The organism is Flavobacterium fluvii, from assembly GCF_900129545.1.
GTDB classification, from domain to species: Bacteria; Bacteroidota; Bacteroidia; order Flavobacteriales; family Flavobacteriaceae; genus Flavobacterium; species Flavobacterium fluvii.
In genome coordinates this window covers 313,582-332,414 of the sequence record NZ_FQWB01000004.1, presented here as the reverse complement: position 1 = coordinate 332,414, position 18,833 = coordinate 313,582, and the positions used below count along the sequence as shown (strand labels likewise).

Here is an 18,833-nt window from a genome sequence, read left to right as displayed (position 1 = left end):
TTTTAAAAACGTTGAAAATTACTAAAAATTGTTGGCTATTGAAATGTTTGTGGCTTCCTTTTTAAAGTTAATTTCAAACTAAAAAAACCAATTGTTCCCGCTGCCAAGGAAGAAAGCAGAATGATGAATTTCGCATTGTTGATAATTGTGGCATCGTCAAAAGCCAACAAGGTGACAAAAATAGACATCGTAAAACCAATTCCTCCCAAAAAGCCTACGCCAATTATGGATTTCCAGTTTAAGTCACTCGGAAGGTTGCAGATTCCCAATTTCACGGCCAAGAAACTCAATGCAAAAATCCCCAGCGGTTTTCCCACGATGAGTCCCAAGGCTATTCCAATACTGTAATGTTGCACTAAAACTTCGCCCATATTCGAACTCAAAACGATTGCCGTATTGGCCAATGCAAAAACGGGAAGTATGATAAAAGCAACTGGCTTATGGAGGAAATGCTGCAAAATATAAGAAGTGGATTCTTTGTTTCCGTTTCCAAAAGGAATTGCAAAAGCCAATAGAACTCCCGTAATAGTGGCGTGAACACCCGAATGAAGCATAAAATACCACATTATCACGCCGCCAATTAAATAAGGAATCAAGTTTCTGACTTTCAATCGGTTGAGGATTAACAAGAAGCCAAAAATTCCCAAGGCAATTAAAAGATTGTCCCAAAACAATGCTTTGGTATAAAATACGGCTATCACCAAAATCGCTCCCAAGTCATCAATTACGGCCAAAGCGGTCAAGAATATTTTTAGGGAAGTTGGCACTCTGTTGCCTAACAACGATAATATTCCCAAGGCAAAAGCAATATCGGTTGCCATCGGGATTCCTGCTCCCGATTGCGTATTTGTGCCGTAATTAAAGGATAAATACAAAGCTGCGGGAACAAGCATTCCTCCAATTGCCCCGAAAATGGGTAAAAGTGCTTTTTTGATATTGGACAATTCTCCTTTATAAACTTCCCTTTCTAATTCCAAACCGATTAGCAAAAAGAAAATGGTCATCAGTCCATCGTTAATCCAATATTCAATAGGTTGTCCGCCTAAATTAGTATGCCAAAAATGCAAGTAGGTTGAGCCAAAAACAGAATTAGCCAATACTAATGAAATCACCGTGCAGCCTATCAATACAAGGCCACTCGACTTTTCGCTTTCGAAAAAATCTTTGAATAGTTTTGTGGTTGTATGCTGTAATTCCATTTTCTATTTTAATTAGCAAGAATAAATTATTCCCGAACTATGGTCCATTTTAGCTCCCGTTACACTACTCAAAACATTGATTTCGTCTCGTAATTTCAAAACGCCAAGCAAGGCAAATATTAGGGCTTCCTTGAATTCCAATATTTTGGCGGATGGAATGATGATTTCCATTTCGGGCAAATGCGATTGAATGCGTTCGACAAGAAAATTATTGTAAGCACCACCTCCAGTTACCAGCATTCGACCATTGCGAGTTTCAATATCTTCTAAAGCCAAAGCCGTTTGCAAAGCCACGTGTTCAGTAAAAGTACGTAATTTGTCTTCAATGGAAATTTCGTGGCTTTCGATTAGAGGTAAAATGATTCCTTTTACAAATTCAAAACCCAATGATTTAGGAAATTTTTGTTGGTAAAAATCCAATGCGTTTAATTCATTCAACAAATCGGCATTGATTTTTCCTGTTTTGGAAAGTTGTCCTTTGTCGTCATAATCCAATCCCAATTGATTGGCATAATAATTCAAAACCGTATTCACTGGCGAAATATCGAATGCGATTCGTTTTCCGTTTTGTTCGAAAGACACATTCGAAAAGCCCCCCAAATTGATGCAATAATCATATTCCGAAAATAAAATGCGATCGCCAATTGGAACCAAAGGCGCACCTTGACCTCCCAATTCTACATCCTGAACCCTGAAATCACAAACTACCGTTTGATGAATTAAAGTAGATATTTTAGGTAAATTCCCAATTTGCAGCGTAAATCCATTTTGCGGTTGATGCAAAATAGTATGACCGTGTGAGCAAACAGCATCCAAATTTTCAATTTTATGTTTTTCAATAAAAGTGGAAATGATACTTGCCAAGAGTGCGGTGTAGTCTTGGTTTAGTTTCTCGAGTTTAGTTTCAGAAAAATCTACTGCCGATTTTAATTGGTCAATCCAATTTTGGCTGTAGCCAACAGTTTCGCTTTCCAAAATTTCAAAAGCCCATTTATTGTTGATGAAATGAAATTTAATATGAGCTAAATCAACGCCGTCCAGTGAGGTTCCAGACATAACTCCGATGACATTGTAGTGTTTTTTTTTCATTGCTCAAATTTACGAATCAAAATTGAAAATTTCGGTATTTAGAAGTATCTTTGAGAGAGTTCAACATTTTTATCTTAAACTATTATGGATTTTAATCTAACCGAAGAGCAATTAATGGTGCAACAAGCCGCCAGGGATTTTGCTCAAAACGAATTATTGCCAGGTGTAATTGAAAGAGATGAAAAGGGGGTTTTTCCTGCCGATCAAATCAAAAAAATGGGAGAACTTGGATTTATGGGAATGATGGTAGATCCAAAATACGGTGGGAGCGGTCTCGACACGGTTTCGTATGTCCTTGCCATGGAAGAAATTTCGAAAGTTGATGCTTCGGCTTCGGTAGTGATGTCCGTCAATAATTCGCTTGTTTGTTGGGGTTTGCAGGAATTTGGAACCGAAGAACAAAAACAGCAATGGTTGCCGCTTTTGGCTTCAGGCCAGATTCACGGCGCTTTTTGTTTGAGTGAACCCGAAGCGGGGAGTGATGCCACTTCGCAGAAAACCACCGCCATTGATATGGGCGATTATTATTTGGTAAACGGAACCAAAAACTGGATTACCAATGGCGGAACAGCTTCGGTTTATATTGTTATTGTCCAGACGCATATAGAGAAAAGCAGCAAAGGAATCAACGCCTTGATTATGACCAAGGATATGCCAGGATTTTCCATTGGTCCCAAAGAACACAAGATGGGAATTCGGGGTTCCGACACCCATTCTTTGCAATTCAATGACGTGAAAGTGCCAAAAGAAAACAGGATTGGAGAAGAAGGTTTCGGTTTTAAATTTGCGATGAAAACTTTGGCAGGAGGAAGAATTGGAATTGCTTCCCAGGCTTTGGGAATCGCTTCCGGCGCTTATGAATTGGCTTTGAAATATTCGAAAGAGCGTAAATCCTTTGGAACGGAAATTTGCCATCATCAGGCTATTGCTTTTAAATTGGCCGATATGTTTGTAAATATAGAAGCGGCAAGGCATCTTTGTTTAAAGGCATCTTGGGACAAAGACAATCATCACAATTATGATGTCAGTAGTTCAATGGCAAAGCTTTTTGCTTCACAAACTGCCATGGACACCACCATTGAAGCCGTGCAAATTCACGGTGGAAACGGTTATGTTCGTGAATACCACGTGGAGCGATTGATGCGGGATGCCAAGATTACCCAAATTTACGAAGGCACTTCCGAAATTCAGAAAATCGTGATTTCAAGGAGTATTATTTCGGGATAATTACTAGATTATTTTATGAGAAACCCTTTCGAAAGTATAAAATCGGAAGGGTTTTTTATTTTTGAGATTTTGGTATTCAAAAAAAGCTTTATATAGTTTCTATAAAGCAAAAACTTCTTCAATATTAATTGTTTTTTAACAGTATTTGTGGTTTGTAATCGGGTTTTTTAACGTTTAGTCGTTTTTATTTGTTGTTTAATATGTATTTTTCTATGTTTAATATGTTCTTAATCATTTATGTTTCAATAAAAGGAAGTGCATAAACACAATATCGTGCATAACTACCCTGTTTAAAAATGGTTTAAAAAGACTAATTCATATTTTTAGTTGTTTTTTTGTTAAACGAAATTAATAATTACTCGATATGAAAAATTGTCTAAATAAACTTTGTGCAATTGCTGAAAGGCTTTTTCCAGATCAAGTAAAGGTTTTCGATATAAGTTCTTTGGATATAAAAAAAGCGGATGATTCGATGCTTAATCAAACTTTTTTTGAGCCCCTCTCTGAAGAAAGTCAACAAGAATTAGCCAGACAAATAGCCGGATTTTTAAATAAAGAAGATGAGGAAACAGTATATAGTTTTTTTTGGGGTAATAACGAAACAGAAAATCTTGAGGCTAAATGGTATGTTTCTTCTGCAAGATTAAAAAAAAGCGAAAATGGAACTTTTCAAAAAATTGTAATTTTTACGTATGATTTGGAATTAATAGGAGATTGCAAAGAGAAAATATATAAGGTTATGGAAGACCTGGATTTTCTAAAAAATATATATAATAAACTCGGTTTACTCACAAAAAGAGAAACTGAAATTCTGGAATTATTGGCAATGGGAAGAACTAATATTGAAATTAGTGTCAAACTTTACATTTCGGAACATACTGTAAATACACATCGGAAAAACATAAATAGAAAACTTGAAATAAGAACTTTGGCAGAATTAATGAAATATGCAGTTGTTTTTGATATGTCCACTTCCTAATATCCGAGTTATATGAAAACTAACCTGACAACCCGTGAAATAATCTGTACTAGCAGGCAGCAGCTATTTACATTGGAAAACAAGATACATAAAGGCGATTTTTCATTAGAAACAATAGGAGACTATTTGCCCGGAAATATTTTGGTAATTGATCTTACTAAAGTAGCTACTATTTATATGAACAATTGTGGTTGCAATATTCTTAAACATAATGTGGAAGAACTTGCTGAACTGGGGCCAGGCTATTTTAATCATTTTTTTGTGCCAGATGAGATAAATAAAATTGTTGCCAGTTATTACGTAATGCAAAAAAATCAGGAGAAAGAAAGAATCCTCAATTTTGTCCATCGTGTAAAAGCACTGGACGAGACTTCTTATAAATGGTATTTTGCTTCTGCAAAATTGCTATACACTCCCGGTCAATTGGTTTCCGATAAAATAATTCTTTCGGTCAATGAAGTGAATTCCTTAGGCACTGTAGCAAAAAAAATTAACAGTGTATTGGAAGAAAGTGACTGGATGAAAAAGAATTTTGCAAAATATTGCAGACTTACCCCCAAAGAAAAAGAAATTATAAGTTTATTGGTTCTTGGTAACAATAACGCTGCCATTTCTGATACTTTATTCATCACAAAGTTGACCATAAACACACACCGTCGAAATATTAAGCAAAAGCTTGAAATTAAAACCTTTTCGGAGCTTTATAAATTTGCCACTGCATTTGGTTTAAGCCCTAGTTAAGTTTACTGCAATTTTTCTTTTTATTTACCACACAAAATTTTTAAAATTCTGAGAACCGGTTTAAGTAAAAATACCCAATAGTAGGTATTTTTATTTAAACCGGTTCTAATTAAATTTGATATATAGCAGTTCCTTTAAATTCCTTCAAGATTTTTAAACACTATGGACAAAGAAATCAATGTATTGAGTAAATCCGAATTGAAAGTCTTGACGTTGATCTGCAACGGTTACACCAGTGAAACTATTGGACTAAAACTGGGTATTACAAAAAGTACCGTTCAAACGCACCGCCGCAATATGTTGCGTAAGACAGGATTTAAAAACACGCAGCAATTGGTAGGTTGGGCAGTGAGGGAAGGGTTTCTGAAGTGAATTCAAAACAACTATATCATAAAAAATATTAACCATAAAAACAAATAAAATTATGAAAAAGCTAATAACCGTAACAGCCTTTAACCTTTTATTTATGAAAAAAAATAAATTAATACTTTTTATGTTTATAGCCTTCGCTATAAATTCTTGTGACAATTTGGGAGAAGACTTAGGTGGCGACCAAACAAATAGTGACAGCACGACAGGAACTGGAACAGTCGGTACTGGAACTAGTGGAACTGGAACAAGCGGGAGTATTTATAATGGTAGTAAGCCTACTGGAAATTATTGGAGTAGAAATGATGGTGCTGGAACAGCATATCTGTCATTATCAGGTTCTATTGCTAAAGCTTGCTCTAGTGGTAAAGAAACAATTGGAACTTTTAATTCTTCCAAACCCTCTATGACTTTTACTATTGGGAAAGATGTATTAGAATTTCCGTTGTTATTTACAAACGGACTTTTAATTGTAGGAGTTCCAAATCAAGCCGTCACCACAAATAATCCAACCCAATATGTTGCGACTTCAAATTATCCTTGTGGCACAGGAGGAACTACTGCTGTTTTACACCCTAAAGGACAATTCAAAATAATTATAAATAAGCCTACAGGAAACTGTAGTAGCTTAAATACTACTTTATATCATTTAGCTTGGAAGGCTGGAACTGTTGTATCCAATAGTTATAACTCACAAGGAATTCTATCTGGTTCCAACAGAATAATAAATCAGGGATATGGTCCAGAATTTAAAAGTTCTGAAACTAGTTGGACTTATTTTTCTTACTCAGGTGAAAGTAAATTATACTGGGAATTCTTTCCAGACGCATCCCAATGGCCAAGTAGCTGTTCTCAAATTGGAGAAGCAAATATTGATTATGAGGGTCAGATAAAGACTATTATTATTTGGTAAGATGGCAATTTCTCATTTTATAATTACAAAAAGCAACAGTTGAGTTCAGAAACAACTAAAAACGAGGCGCACTCTGAAAAGCCTAACGAGTAAGAAAATTAATTTATACGATTATGAAAAACTTAAATGTAATTATTTTAGTAGTATTATCTGTAGTATTGTTTTCTTGTTCTAAAGACGACGAGGAAACAAAAGAATTTGACGGTTCAATTAAATCAATTGAAAATTTTTTCTCCCCAGAAGTTTTGACTGCAATGAGAAATTTAGGTTTTACTTTTAATACTGGGGCAAATCCTCCTATTATAAATGGGTCTTATTTAATTACACCAATGATTTCACAATCTAGTTCCGTTCCAAACGATGTAATTGGAACTGTTTATGCAGATGCTTTGCTAAAATTTTCAAATCAACTAAATGAAAAATTGATTGTTGACTATGAATCTATTCAAGGAACCTCCACACAAGTTGGGGTAAATTCTTTTATTTCTGGAATTGACAACAAATTTTCTGTTTTCTTAAAAGTTAATACTACTCTAGATGGAAATACATCCGTAATGGCAATAGCATATTCCGGTACACTGACTACCAATGGTATTGAAAATGTTCAATATGTACTGATTATGTTAGATGATAATGGCGATCCAAAAAACAATTTAATCGAAAACAACACCGGGAGATTATTTGTTGATAAAGATGGGATATCAGTTAAGCAATGAATTTTATAATAGACAGGAAATTTAATAATCTTTAACAAACAGAAAAATGAAAAGACAAATTATATTACTACTACTACTACTACTACTACTTATTTGTACAGGATTCCAGTTACAAGCTCAGGGTTCAATTGAGAAAATTACTTTAAAGGGAACTGTTTACACCGTAACCAGAAAAATACCGACCGATATGAAGGTGGTTTTTGGTACCTATATTTACGAATGGGGTAAAGAAACTGAAAAGCCGATAGTTGAATTAAACGAAAATGGAACAGGATTGTTTCAGCCACATATGGTAAATCCCATTCCAATTAAATTTTGGTTTGATTGTGATGAAAAAGGTATTGTTCGCAAACAAGAAGGAATAAATGGTCGATATGCAGTCACTCTTTTAGTTCAGTATGGAGAAAGCTCAAACGGGAATTATGCTACTGGAAGTTACGATCTTATGGGGGTAACGGTAGTCTCGGATGAAAACTATGCCGTTATTTATGGTGAGCGATTTAAAAAACTACATTAAATAATTTACGAAGTAAGTGAAAATTTAATAATTTAAATTATGAAAAAAAAATTACTCCCTATTTTAGTCGTAGTGTTCACCCAACTAATTAATACACAATACACTTACGCCCAATGGTCTTCTAACGCTGCGGTGAATAACGCCATCTGTACAGCTTTTAGTAATCAAGAACGTCCACAAATAATTTCAGATGGTAGTGGAGGAGCTATTATTACCTGGCAGGATTACAGATCATTTAATGATTACGACATCTATGCCCAGCGCATCAATGCCGGCGGAATGGTACAATGGACTGCCAATGGAGTTGCCATTTGCACAGCGACAGGTAATCAACAACGGCCAAAAATTGTTTCAGACGGCATCGGAGGAGCTATTATTACTTGGCAGGATAGCAGAAGCGGATTTGACGTCTATGCCCAGCGCATCAATGCCAGCGGAGTGGTACAATGGACTGCCAATGGAGTGGCCATTTGCACAGCAGTAGGCAGCCAATATTCTCTAAACATAGTTTCAGACGGTAGCGCAGGAGCCATTATTACCTGGGGGGATTACAGAAACGCAAGTCATGATGACATCTATGCCCAACGCATCAATGCCAGCGGTGTGGTTCAATGGACTGTCGATGGAGTAGCCATCTGCACAGCAGCTGGATTACAAGCAGATCCAACCATTGCATCAGACGGCAATGGAGGAGCTATTATTACCTGGCAGGATTACAGAAGCTTTAATGGTTATCATATCTATGCCCAGCGCATCAATGCAAGTGGAACAGTGCAATGGACTGCCAATGGAGTTGCCATTTGTACAGCGACAGGGGATCAATACTTTCCTACCATCGTTTCTGATGGCAGTGGAGGAGCCATTATTACTTGGTATACATATGGAACCATAAGTGGAAATAATAACGACATCTATGCCCAACACATCAATGCCAGCGGAGTAGTACAATGGACTGCCAATGGAGTTGCCATCAGCACAACTACAGGTAGTCAAGATATGCCAACTATCGTTTCAGATGGTAGCGCGGGGGCTATTATTACCTGGACTGATAACAGAAGTAATATTAATGATGAATATGACATATATGCCCAGCGTATAAATAGCAGCGGAACGGTACAATGGACTGCCAATGGAGTTGCCATCAGCACAGCGACAGATCGTCAACAATGGCAAACCATCGTTTCAGACGACAATGGAGGAGCTATTATTACTTGGGAAGATTACAGAAGCGGAAGTACTAATACTAACATCTATGCTCAGCGCATCAATGCCAGCGGAGTGGTACAATGGACTACCAATGGAGTGGCAGTAGCTACAGCGACGGGCAGTCAAGGTTTTGTAGCCATCATTTCAGACAGTAGCGCAGGAGCCATTATTACTTGGTCAGATAACAGAAGCAGCGTACCGGACATCTATGCGCAGCGTATAATTTCGAGTGGATCACTAGCTATTTCTGTTTTTGAGAAACAAGATATAGTAATTTATCCAAACCCGGCAACCAACATTTTAAATATTAACCTTTCTGACAAATCAGAAATAAATAAGTTAACAATCACCGATTTGTCAGGTAAAATAATAATGGAGCAAAACAATTCAAATCACTTAGATGTTCGCAACCTCTCTAAAGGAATATATGTTTTAGAGATTTTTGTTGGGGATGTAAAAGAAACTAAGAAATTTATAAAGGATTAAAAAATAACCTTAAAACCATACAAATTATGAATTACAAAAATCTCAAAATCTCAAAATCAATTTTTTTACCATTAACAATGTCTTTTTTTTCTTTTAATCTTAGAATGTTCAAAAGTAGATGGCGCATTAGATTATGCACTAGATTTTGATGGAGTATTCAAAAACAACCGTTGAGTTCAGAAACAACTAAAAACGAGGCGTACTCTGAAAATCCTAACGAGTAAGAAATATATAAAATGTAGAATTATGAAAAAATTTTATGTAATTATTTTAGGTCTTTTCACTGTAATTATTTTAGGATTACTTACGGTGGAAGTGTTTTCATAATCTATAGACAAAGAGGAAACCGAAAATCTTTAAAAGAGTAGGTGATAATTTTATGAATTAAAATTATGAAAGCATTTTACACAATCTTTTTCGTTCTGCTAATTGGGATTCTAAGTTCCCATACTGCTCGAAGTGGCAACGTTAAAAATAATTTGGTTGACTGTGAAGGTTCTCCTGATTATTTAGCTGGCTATAATGCCGGACATTTAGTTGGTTATAATCTAGGTGTTGCCGAGGGCACTAAAAATGGGTCAGCAGTTTGTTATAACGTTGGTTTTAACGCTGGTTTCCAAGATGGTTCTGCTGATGGTTATGATATTGGTTATGATGATGGATATGATGATGGTTCTAAAACCATTAACAATAATAAAATCAGCATACATCTTGCTGTTAATGTTGTTAATTCCGATTGTTATGATCTTGGTTTTGCCAATGGTCAATCCGATGGTTATAAAGCTGGTTATAATAAAGTAATAAATTCTTCTTATGGGGATGGATATGATGTTGGATATGATGATGGTTTTGGAGATGGATGGTATAATGGATATGATGATGGTTTTGTAGATGGAGGTGTCAAGATTTATAATCCACATTATAACCCCAGTGATTACCCAGATAAATACCCAAATAATAATTTGGGGTGTAATCTTCTGGGTATTTCAAGTATATCTGAAATTCAGAAGGAAAATGTAAGTTTAAATGTTTATCCAAACCCTTCAATTTATACGGTCAATCTACAATTGTCAAACAGTGTGGTCATTGATGAAATTTTTATAACTAACATTTTAGGACAAATAGTTTACCAGAAAGAAGAAAACATATCACTAATAAACATAGAAGACCTTGCGAAAGGATTGTATATAGTTGAAGCTTATTCAGATGGGAAAAAATATGCAAGCAAGTTTATAAAAGAATAATAATGTTTAGCATATTTAAGCCGGACTTTATATAATAAAGGCGTTTTCTGGAAAAGAGAAATTCCAAACTAAATTTGTTAAACAATAGATTCTTTCAATGCAAACAAAGAGTTTACAACTATTATTTTCTTAAAAAAATCCATCTGGTCATAGACTTGATGGATTTTTTTTAATTTAGCAAAATGAAAAACATCATCATCACGGGAACTTCAAGAGGAATTGGTTATGAACTGGCTTTGCAGTTTGCCAATGCCGGACACAATGTGTTGGCAATTTCCAGAAAAACACCACAAGCACTTATCGAAAACGAAAAAATCAGTTGTCTTTCCATCGATTTATCCGATGAAAATGAAATGCAGAAAGTAGAAAATTTTCTGTCACATTCCTGGAAAAAAGTGGATGTCATAATTCATAATGCAGGGAGTTTGCTGCTGAAACCTTTTTCGGAAACTTCTCAAACCGATTTCGAAAACATCTATAAAGTCAACGTTTTTGGCGTGGCCAATTTGACGCGTGTTTGTTTGCCGTATTTGCAAAAAGGAAGCCATGTGGTTACCATCAGTTCGATGGGCGGAATTCAAGGAAGCTTGAAATTCGCTGGATTGGCGGCTTACAGTTCCAGTAAAGGAGCGGTAATCACCTTGTCGGAATTATTGGCAGAAGAATACAAGGAAAGAGGAATCGCCTTTAATGTTTTGGCACTTGGGGCTGTTCAAACCGAGATGTTGCAAGAAGCATTTCCGGGTTATGAAGCGCCAATTTCGGCAAAAGGAATGGCAGATTATATTTTTGATTTTGCCCTGACCGGAAATAAATATTATAACGGAAAAGTATTGGAAGTTTCATCCAGTAATCCTTGATTCAATTAACTTTTTTGTCTTCCCGAGCGCAGTCGAGGGATTTTTATAAATGAGCGATACACTTGCGAAATACATACCGGAACATGCCGTGAAACCAATTTTTGAATTGATTGTGACCAATCAAGTTCATCTCAAAATCGTGAATGAACGCGTGACCCGTCACGGAGATTATCGAAAAGGCCCCAGTGGAAAACACGAAATAACGGTAAACGCCAGCTTGAACAAATACAAGTTTTTGATCACGTTGGTTCACGAAATTTCGCATTTGGTGGCTTTCGAAAAATTTGGGCGCAACATTAAACCCCACGGGAACGAATGGAAATATTCTTTCCAGCGATTGATGGTTCCGTTTATACGTCCCGAGATTTTTCCTGGTCATTTGTTGCCATTGTTGGCAAGGCATTTCAAAAACCCGACTGCCAGTAGCGACACTGATGCGACTTTGGTATTGGCACTCAAGCAGTTTGATAAACAAAACGATAAAAATCATATCTTTGAAATACCTTATGGAAGTATTTTCAGGATTCACAACGGGAAAATATTCAAAAAAGGGGCATTAAGAACCAAGCGTTATGAATGTGTTGAGGTAAGTTCAGGAAGAACCTATCTTTTTAATCCAAACGCAGAAGTAGAATTGTTGCCGAGTTGACAATTTTACATTTTAAATCAAAAAAATGAAAGTATAAATCTATTAACTTAAAGAAGATTTATCATGAAAAACATATTTGATTTTTTAATGATATCAGGAGTTATACTTGGAATCATCTTTATAGTTGCCACACAATTTTCTAAAAACGGAAGAGACAAGTCCATTATTTATTTGAACTTGGTAGTCTTGTTTATAATGCTCAACAATCTTCAGGCTTTAACACTCGAAACTATTTTTGTGGATGCCAATTTTTTTATCCATAGAATGCAAATTCCGTGGTATGTTCTTATTTTTCCCTCTTTTTATACCTTTTTGATTTATTATTTGAAGATCGAAAAGAAGATTTCTTCCTTTGTGTATGTATCCATTTCGCTATTTGTAATAGAAATAGTCATAAGAATTGCATTGATTCCCAATTATTTTAATGAAAACAATAATTTTTTTATTGCCAAATATGCCCAGATAGAAGAAATAGTAAATGCTTCTTATTCGGTATTTCTCTTCATAAAAGCAATTGTCATTCTTTTCAACTATTCAGAATTGTACGAACAAGTATTGGCTTTTGATAATGTAAAATGGCTTAAAAATTTCATGTTTTTTGGCAGTATAGTCATCCTTATGTGGATTTGCGCCATATTGTTGAATTTAGACAAAGTGTTAAACCCCGAAGTTTTTATTTATTATCCTTTGAGGCTAAGCAGTACGTCGCTTTTGTATTGGATTAGTTATCAGGGGTTTTATAATTATTCCTTGATGTTGGAACGTATTGAGTTAAGAAAGGAAATTATTGCCGAACCAACCATTATAAACGGGAATTCCAATACGAAAGAATCAGAAGAGGAAAAGTTTCTGATAATCAAGAATTACATTAAAAAGAACAAAAGATTTCTTGACCCTTCCTTTAGTTTGGAAAGATTGTCCTCTGAAATGGGAATAAGCACTAGTAAATTATCTCATTTGATTAATCAGGAAAGTGGATACAATTTTCCGGATTACATTAATCTTTTGCGAGTGGAAAAAGCAAAAAAGTTTCTGATAAAATCTGATTACTCCAGCTATACTATCGTGGCCATAGGTCTTGAATGTGGGTTTAACTCCAAATCCACATTTTATACCGCTTTCAAAAAATTCACGAATGTTACTCCTTCCGAGTTCAAGGAGCAATAAAACGAGCTGTCCAGATTTATCCAACTTGTCCAGATTTTTACAATTTGGGTAATGTTGGATATTCCTTTTTGGTCTTGTTTCTAATTTTGAGATGAATTTAAAACTCGAAATCATGAAAACTTCAGTCATTTATTTAATCGTCATTTCTTTTTTGTTCCAAAGCTGTTACACTTATAGAACAATAGATTTGAAAGACAGTTCACTCGTAGTTGGGAAAAATTACAAAATACGTCAAGACGCCAAGTTTGCGAAATCAAAAATGGTACTGGTTAACGATAGCACAATAACTGTTGAGGAAGGCAGCATCCAAAAAGAAATTCCAATCTCCGAAATCTCCGAAATTAAAGAAGGCGAGTTTTCCACCTTGAAAACCGTGGGGTTAGTGCTTGGAATTGGATTGGTCGTGCTTGGTGTGGTTGGAGCCATTGCAGTGGAGTCAATGGGAGATATGTCTTTTGAGTTTCCTGCGGATTTTTAAACTTCTTGAATTTTAAACCCTAGAAATCATGCTAGTTTTTATTATTTGTACTTTTTTAAAAAAGTACGGCAATCAATTGTGGATGAAGGCCAATTTGAAAACAATCCGGTTTTTCAAAGCCAACTTCCACGGCTTTCTGGCGATTCTCCTGGTTGGTTTCATGTTGTTTGTTCCTAACTGGACATCCGCGCAAAACCTTCAATTGAATTATAAAATAGTTCGATACGGGAAAGAAATCGGCTGGTTGAAACTGGAGAAAACCACCGTTGGAAACACATCCGTTTTGCTGTTGGTTTCCGAGATCAAGACCAAAATTGTTTTTCCAATTACTTTTTTTTCCAAAGAATCTTCCACTTTTGAAAAGGGAAAACTGGTTTGTTCTACTCAAATCAGAAAGTTCAACGGTTCTGTAAAATCGGAGAAACAAACCAGGCTTTTGAGAAATGAATATGAAGTTACGGCAAATGGAGAAAAGGAAAAATTATCCTTTGCAACAATTACCGAAAATTTGTTGAGTCTCTATTTTCAGGAGCCAATAAATTCTAAATGGGTGTATTGTGACAATCAACAATGCTTTGTAAAAGTGGCAAAAACTGATGATGGCGGCTATAAAGTACAGTTCCCAAATGGCAATGTCAACTGCTTTTATTATAAAGAAGGCGTGTGTGTAAAAGTAAAAATTGTGCATGGTTTTTATTCAGCGGAGGTAATTCTTGATCCTTTAAACAAAAGTTATGCAAGCAACAGATAGTTTGGTTTATGTCTTCATTTATGTGCTGTTTTTATTTGCATATCCACTGTATGTTTTAGTCCACATTTTCAACAGCAAAAAAGGAATATTGGCTTGCATTCCTTTTGGATTAATGGTTTGTTTTTTTAGCATAACATTTAATTCGTCATGGCCTGCCATACTACTGCATATTGTTTTTTCCTCGATTTACGAACTTAATTTCTGCCGATTGAATTTAATTAACCCTAAAACTGTAAAGTCATGAAAATTTTAATAACAGGCGCAACGGGATATGTAGGACACCGACTAGCCCTTACCTTGGCCGAAAGAAATAATGAAGTACATATTTTGGTAAGGAATCCGGATTCCCATAATATTCCCCAACATAAAAACATCAAGATATTTGCTGGAGATATTACCGATAAGCAATCCATGACGCCTGCCATCAAGGAATGTAAACAAGTATATCATACTGCTGCATTGGTAAAAGCTTTTGACAAAGATGCTACCCTTTTTTACAAAGTAAATGTCGAGGGAACTCGAAATCTGCTGGAATCAGCTCTTGAAACTGGTGTCGAAAAATTCGTGTTTACCAGTAGTTGCAGCGTTATAGGTCCAACTTTAAATACAGCGATGTGCGAAAATGACGAACGCATCTCGCCACTTGACAATGATTATGATGCCACAAAATATTTGGCCGAAAACTTGGTAAAAGAATATGGCAAGAAAGGTTTGCATACCGTAATTGTATCTCCATCAAAAGTGTTTGGACCAAGTGGTTTGGATACAAAAAGTATTTCCGTGAATAAAATCATCAATAGATTTATCAAAGGCGAACCCACTTTCATCCCCAAACCAGGTAAACTAATTGCTAATTTTTGTTTTATCGATGATGTGGTAGAAGGTCACATATTGGCTATGTCCAAAGGGAATGTTGGTGAAAATTACATACTTGGAGGAGAAAATATTTCTTTTTCGGAGTTTTTCCAGACGATTGGTGCGCTTTCAGAAAAGAAGAGAATGCCGATTGAAATCCCCAGGTTTGTCATGAAAATATTCTCGATGATACAATGGTTGCAATTTAAAGCAACCAACCAAGAACCATTGATAACTGAAAATAGTATTAGGCAAATTTACTGCAATAAAATTTTCAGCAGCGAGAAAGCAATCCGAAAATTAGGATATCAAATTACTCCTTTGAGAGAAGGACTTCAACAAACTATTCACTTTTTAAAAAATCAACGTTATGAAAACTAATTTATACACTTTGATAACTGGCGCCAGTGAAGGATTTGGCAGAGCATTGGCCATAGAATGTGCGTCCAGAAAAATGAACTTGATTCTGGTGGCATTGCCTGATTCCAAACTTCATTTATTGGCCGAAACATTGATTCAAAAATATGCCATTGATGTAATAGCGATAGAAAAAGATTTGTCAATTGAAGAGAATTGTACAATGCTTCATAAACAAGTGGAAGAATTGGAAATCCCTGTCAATATGCTCATCAATAACGTGGGGATAAGCAGTACTGCGTTCTTTGGAGAAGGAAGTATCGGGCTTTACCAAAAACAAGTCAAATTAAATGTGCTGGCAACTACACTGCTTACCAGCCTGTTTCTTGATATGTTGAAAGCCAATAAACCTTCCCATATATTAAATGTAGGGAGCCTGAGCAGTTTCTTTTATTTGGCAAAAAAACAAGTTTACGGTGCGACCAAATCCTATATTTACTCCTTTTCGAAAAGCCTGCGCGGTGAATTGAGTGCAGAAGGTATTAATGTAAGCGTGATTTGTCCCGGCGGCATGAACACCAATGAAACCATAATCAAGACCAACAAAGCCAATAACTGGTTGGCAAGACAATCTATCATGAATCCTGAAGAAGTTGCTCCTATAGCCATTAAAGGGCTGTTGAGCCGAAAAGAAATCATTATTCCGGGACGTATGAACAAACTTTTTTTGCTAATAGACAAGTTGTTGCCTTCCTTCCTTATTAAAATGATTGCCAACAATCATGTGAATAAATTTAAGTCCTACAGTATTGGAAATTATCCAATAAATAAAGGAGTCTATAGTGGGGTGCTGGAAACAACAAATTGACTAGGGTTGAAAAAACAATTGGTTATAATTAGGAACTAATTATAACCAATATTTTAAATATAATTATCTTTACTTTATGATGAAAAAACTACTAATTATATTGTTTTTATTAGTCTCTAATTTTTCCAATTCACAGGGATTTGTAGATTTATTCTCCATCAATTATGGGAAATCTGCGGCAACTGCTTATGAAAATAGTTCCCAGACCACGACAATTACGAATTTTGACACTAATCTTACTTTGCCAATTGAATTGAATGACAAATATGCGATTATTACAGGCGGAGATTTCAGCTTAAATAAATTGCAACTATTTCCGGATTCAGGCTACAATAATTTGTATTTAACGAGAATAAAAGCAGGAATAAACATAACCCATTCCGAACATTGGAGTGGAACTTATATTTTGCTTCCCAAAATATCTTCGGATTATGTAAATCTCGGCATGGATGATTTTTATATGGGAGGCGTGGCTGTTTTGAAATACAAGAAAAACAAAAACCTAAGTTACAAGTTTGGGTTTTACGCAAGTGATGAGGCTTTTGGTTTGTTTATTTCTCCCATCATCGGGATTTATTATTTAAATCCAAATGCCCGCTTTGAAATAAATTTATATTTACCAAACGATGGGGATTTAAATTATAAACTGACTGATAAAACTAAAATAGGTATGGATTTTGTTGGCCGTGGAAAAAGTTTCAAACTAACCACTGACGGTGTCCGTTCGAGTTATGCCGAGAATAACTCTATGGAATTTTCTTCCTACTTGCAAAATAATTCACTTAATAAAAATGTGCTTCTTCGCTTAAAACTGGGTTTTTCCACCAATAGTTTCGAAGTTTATCCGATCGACCAAAAAATAGATTTTGCAACTTCTTTATTTAAATTTGGCGACAACAGGACGCAATTAAACGGTAATTTGTCAAGCAGTCTTTTTCTGAAAATTGAGGCAATATATAGGTTTGATATTGCTTCTAGGTGATTGTTTGTGATTTAAAACTATTTTTTAAAGTTTTAAGGGAGTCAATTTTTATTTTTCTGTTTTTCACCAAATGATTTACTATTTTTGCACCCAATAAAATTTGCACTAAACAATCAAGATGAATAAAAATTATTACGCAATTATAATGGCCGGTGGAGTTGGTTCTCGATTTTGGCCAGTAAGCACAACCGAATTTCCAAAACAATTTCACGACATGTTGGGTGCGGGAGAAACCCTGATCCAGAAAACATTCAGCAGATTGTCGAAATTGATTCCGGTGGAAAATATTTTGGTGTTGACCAACGAGAAATACAATTCGATAGTATTGGAGCAATTGCCAATGGTGAAGCAAGAGCAAGTTTTGCTGGAACCTGCAATGAGAAACACGGCTCCATGTATTTTATATGCTTCCCTGAAAATTCAAAAACAAAATCCAGATGCCGTTATGGTCGTGGCGCCAAGTGATCACTGGATAGAAGACGAAAATGCTTTTGCAGCCAATTTGCAGCAATGTTTTGATTTTTGTTCCAAAGAAAACGCCTTGATGACGCTTGGAATTCAACCCACATTTCCCAACACGGGTTTTGGTTATATTGAATATGACAAAACAGATTCGAATTCGACAAAAAAAGTTTCGCAGTTCCGTGAAAAACCGGATTATGAAACAGCAAAATCGTTCTTGGAAAGCGGTAATTTCTTGTGGAATGGCGGTATTTTTATTTGGAGTGTTAAAGCCATAACCGATGCATTCGAGAAATTTCAACCCCAAATGAATGGGTTGTTTCAACAAGGATTCGAAAGTTACAATACGGCTGCCGAAAAATCTTTCATTGAAGAAAATTATGCCTTGGCCGAAAATGTTTCCATTGATTACGCCGTGATGGAGAGTGCCAAAAATGTTTATGTGCTTCCTGCCACTTTCGATTGGAATGACCTTGGAACTTGGGGATCGTTACACGAAAAATTGGACAAGGACGAAAACAACAATGCAGTGGTAAATGCAAAGGTTTTACTGCAAAATGCCTCAAGCAACATCATTAGTACATCCAAGGATAAACTGGTAATTATTGATGGTTTGGAGGATTTCATCATTGTGGATAAGGACAATGTTTTGCTGATTTATCCAAAAAGCAAAGAGCAAGAAATAAAAGGGGTTGTCAGCCAACTGAATAAATAAAAA

20 protein-coding genes are annotated in these 18,833 nt (G+C 35.6%); 18 read left to right on the top strand and 2 right to left on the bottom strand.

The annotated features are described in order from the left end of the window. Nucleotides 1-35: 35 nt before the first annotated feature. Both nhaA and BUC16_RS11290 read right to left on the bottom strand, forming a co-directional pair. Nucleotides 36-1,199: a Na+/H+ antiporter NhaA gene (nhaA, locus tag BUC16_RS11295; protein WP_073370644.1), complete on the bottom strand. Its 1,164-nt coding sequence runs from the start codon at nucleotides 1,197-1,199 to the stop codon at nucleotides 36-38. A 12-nt stretch (nucleotides 1,200-1,211) separates the two neighbouring features. Continuing rightward, a complete protein-coding gene (locus BUC16_RS11290; protein WP_073370642.1) occupies nucleotides 1,212-2,288 on the bottom strand; it encodes an anhydro-N-acetylmuramic acid kinase in 1,077 nt (358 codons plus the stop codon). An 84-nt stretch (nucleotides 2,289-2,372) separates the two neighbouring features. On the opposite strand from BUC16_RS11290, the gene BUC16_RS11285 reads away from it, so the two are divergent. The 18 genes from BUC16_RS11285 (at nucleotide 2,373) to BUC16_RS11200 (ending at nucleotide 18,830) form a co-directional block, all read left to right on the top strand. Next, nucleotides 2,373-3,515, top strand: coding sequence for an acyl-CoA dehydrogenase family protein (locus tag BUC16_RS11285; protein WP_073370641.1), 1,143 nt, complete (start codon nucleotides 2,373-2,375; stop codon nucleotides 3,513-3,515). A gap of 364 nt (nucleotides 3,516-3,879) precedes the next feature. Further along, a complete protein-coding gene (locus BUC16_RS11280) occupies nucleotides 3,880-4,494 on the top strand; it encodes a response regulator transcription factor (protein WP_073370639.1) in 615 nt (204 codons plus the stop codon). Nucleotides 4,495-4,506: 12 nt separating this feature from the next. Continuing rightward, nucleotides 4,507-5,235, top strand: coding sequence for a response regulator transcription factor (locus BUC16_RS11275; protein WP_084546153.1), 729 nt, complete (start codon nucleotides 4,507-4,509; stop codon nucleotides 5,233-5,235). A gap of 162 nt (nucleotides 5,236-5,397) precedes the next feature. Beyond that, nucleotides 5,398-5,607 carry a helix-turn-helix transcriptional regulator gene (locus tag BUC16_RS11270; RefSeq protein ID WP_073370636.1) on the top strand — a complete coding sequence of 70 codons (210 nt, stop codon included), beginning with the start codon at nucleotides 5,398-5,400 and terminating at the stop codon, nucleotides 5,605-5,607. A 52-nt stretch (nucleotides 5,608-5,659) separates the two neighbouring features. Continuing rightward, the gene (locus BUC16_RS11265; RefSeq protein WP_073370634.1) at nucleotides 5,660-6,517 is read left to right on the top strand and encodes a hypothetical protein; all 858 of its coding nucleotides are present in this window, start codon (nucleotides 5,660-5,662) and stop codon (nucleotides 6,515-6,517) included. Nucleotides 6,518-6,630: 113 nt separating this feature from the next. After that, the gene (locus BUC16_RS11260; protein ID WP_073370633.1) at nucleotides 6,631-7,233 is read left to right on the top strand and encodes a hypothetical protein; all 603 of its coding nucleotides are present in this window, start codon (nucleotides 6,631-6,633) and stop codon (nucleotides 7,231-7,233) included. Between the two features lie 46 nt (nucleotides 7,234-7,279). After that, nucleotides 7,280-7,750, top strand: a complete 471-nt coding sequence (locus tag BUC16_RS11255) for a hypothetical protein (protein WP_073370631.1) — start codon at nucleotides 7,280-7,282, stop codon at nucleotides 7,748-7,750. Nucleotides 7,751-7,789: 39 nt separating this feature from the next. Then, complete coding sequence (locus BUC16_RS11250) at nucleotides 7,790-9,442, top strand: T9SS type A sorting domain-containing protein (RefSeq protein WP_073370629.1); 1,653 nt, start codon at nucleotides 7,790-7,792, stop codon at nucleotides 9,440-9,442. Between the two features lie 392 nt (nucleotides 9,443-9,834). Beyond that, entirely contained in the window at nucleotides 9,835-10,686 is an 852-nt protein-coding gene (locus tag BUC16_RS11245) for a T9SS type A sorting domain-containing protein (protein WP_073370628.1), read from the top strand. 182 nt (nucleotides 10,687-10,868) lie between these two features. Next, a complete protein-coding gene (locus BUC16_RS11240) occupies nucleotides 10,869-11,546 on the top strand; it encodes an SDR family NAD(P)-dependent oxidoreductase (RefSeq protein WP_073370626.1) in 678 nt (225 codons plus the stop codon). 49 nt (nucleotides 11,547-11,595) lie between these two features. Continuing rightward, nucleotides 11,596-12,195, top strand: coding sequence for a SprT-like domain-containing protein (locus tag BUC16_RS11235; protein ID WP_073370625.1), 600 nt, complete (start codon nucleotides 11,596-11,598; stop codon nucleotides 12,193-12,195). 63 nt (nucleotides 12,196-12,258) lie between these two features. Further along, entirely contained in the window at nucleotides 12,259-13,362 is a 1,104-nt protein-coding gene (locus BUC16_RS11230; protein ID WP_073370623.1) for a helix-turn-helix domain-containing protein, read from the top strand. Between the two features lie 112 nt (nucleotides 13,363-13,474). Further along, nucleotides 13,475-13,840 carry a hypothetical protein gene (locus BUC16_RS11225; RefSeq protein WP_141226140.1) on the top strand — a complete coding sequence of 122 codons (366 nt, stop codon included), beginning with the start codon at nucleotides 13,475-13,477 and terminating at the stop codon, nucleotides 13,838-13,840. 28 nt (nucleotides 13,841-13,868) lie between these two features. Then, nucleotides 13,869-14,591: a DUF6134 family protein gene (locus tag BUC16_RS11220; RefSeq protein WP_141226139.1), complete on the top strand. Its 723-nt coding sequence runs from the start codon at nucleotides 13,869-13,871 to the stop codon at nucleotides 14,589-14,591. Between the two features lie 240 nt (nucleotides 14,592-14,831). After that, entirely contained in the window at nucleotides 14,832-15,827 is a 996-nt protein-coding gene (locus BUC16_RS11215; protein ID WP_073370618.1) for an NAD-dependent epimerase/dehydratase family protein, read from the top strand. Then, a complete protein-coding gene (locus BUC16_RS11210; RefSeq protein WP_073370617.1) occupies nucleotides 15,817-16,671 on the top strand; it encodes an SDR family NAD(P)-dependent oxidoreductase in 855 nt (284 codons plus the stop codon). The genes BUC16_RS11215 and BUC16_RS11210 overlap by 11 nt, the downstream gene beginning before the upstream one ends. Nucleotides 16,672-16,747: 76 nt before the next feature. Continuing rightward, a complete protein-coding gene (locus tag BUC16_RS11205) occupies nucleotides 16,748-17,653 on the top strand; it encodes a DUF6268 family outer membrane beta-barrel protein (RefSeq protein ID WP_073370615.1) in 906 nt (301 codons plus the stop codon). A gap of 118 nt (nucleotides 17,654-17,771) precedes the next feature. Then, nucleotides 17,772-18,830 (top strand): mannose-1-phosphate guanylyltransferase, encoded by a 1,059-nt coding sequence (locus tag BUC16_RS11200; protein WP_073370614.1) that lies wholly within the window; start codon nucleotides 17,772-17,774, stop codon nucleotides 18,828-18,830. Nucleotides 18,831-18,833 lie beyond the last annotated feature (3 nt).

Bases quoted from the DNA above. Each gene is read 5' to 3' on its own strand.
- nhaA (WP_073370644.1), bottom strand. From the start codon at position 1,199: ATGGAATTACAGCATACAACCACAAAACTATTCAAAGATTTTTTCGAA.
- BUC16_RS11290 (WP_073370642.1), bottom strand. From the start codon at position 2,288: ATGAAAAAAAAACACTACAATGTCATCGGAGTTATGTCTGGAACCTCA.
- BUC16_RS11285 (WP_073370641.1), top strand. From the start codon at position 2,373: ATGGATTTTAATCTAACCGAAGAGCAATTAATGGTGCAACAAGCCGCC.
- BUC16_RS11280 (WP_073370639.1), top strand. From the start codon at position 3,880: ATGAAAAATTGTCTAAATAAACTTTGTGCAATTGCTGAAAGGCTTTTT.
- BUC16_RS11275 (WP_084546153.1), top strand. From the start codon at position 4,507: ATGAAAACTAACCTGACAACCCGTGAAATAATCTGTACTAGCAGGCAG.
- BUC16_RS11270 (WP_073370636.1), top strand. From the start codon at position 5,398: ATGGACAAAGAAATCAATGTATTGAGTAAATCCGAATTGAAAGTCTTG.
- BUC16_RS11265 (WP_073370634.1), top strand. From the start codon at position 5,660: ATGAAAAAGCTAATAACCGTAACAGCCTTTAACCTTTTATTTATGAAA.
- BUC16_RS11260 (WP_073370633.1), top strand. From the start codon at position 6,631: ATGAAAAACTTAAATGTAATTATTTTAGTAGTATTATCTGTAGTATTG.
- BUC16_RS11255 (WP_073370631.1), top strand. From the start codon at position 7,280: ATGAAAAGACAAATTATATTACTACTACTACTACTACTACTACTTATT.
- BUC16_RS11250 (WP_073370629.1), top strand. From the start codon at position 7,790: ATGAAAAAAAAATTACTCCCTATTTTAGTCGTAGTGTTCACCCAACTA.
- BUC16_RS11245 (WP_073370628.1), top strand. From the start codon at position 9,835: ATGAAAGCATTTTACACAATCTTTTTCGTTCTGCTAATTGGGATTCTA.
- BUC16_RS11240 (WP_073370626.1), top strand. From the start codon at position 10,869: ATGAAAAACATCATCATCACGGGAACTTCAAGAGGAATTGGTTATGAA.
- BUC16_RS11235 (WP_073370625.1), top strand. From the start codon at position 11,596: ATGAGCGATACACTTGCGAAATACATACCGGAACATGCCGTGAAACCA.
- BUC16_RS11230 (WP_073370623.1), top strand. From the start codon at position 12,259: ATGAAAAACATATTTGATTTTTTAATGATATCAGGAGTTATACTTGGA.
- BUC16_RS11225 (WP_141226140.1), top strand. From the start codon at position 13,475: ATGAAAACTTCAGTCATTTATTTAATCGTCATTTCTTTTTTGTTCCAA.
- BUC16_RS11220 (WP_141226139.1), top strand. From the start codon at position 13,869: ATGCTAGTTTTTATTATTTGTACTTTTTTAAAAAAGTACGGCAATCAA.
- BUC16_RS11215 (WP_073370618.1), top strand. From the start codon at position 14,832: ATGAAAATTTTAATAACAGGCGCAACGGGATATGTAGGACACCGACTA.
- BUC16_RS11210 (WP_073370617.1), top strand. From the start codon at position 15,817: ATGAAAACTAATTTATACACTTTGATAACTGGCGCCAGTGAAGGATTT.
- BUC16_RS11205 (WP_073370615.1), top strand. From the start codon at position 16,748: ATGATGAAAAAACTACTAATTATATTGTTTTTATTAGTCTCTAATTTT.
- BUC16_RS11200 (WP_073370614.1), top strand. From the start codon at position 17,772: ATGAATAAAAATTATTACGCAATTATAATGGCCGGTGGAGTTGGTTCT.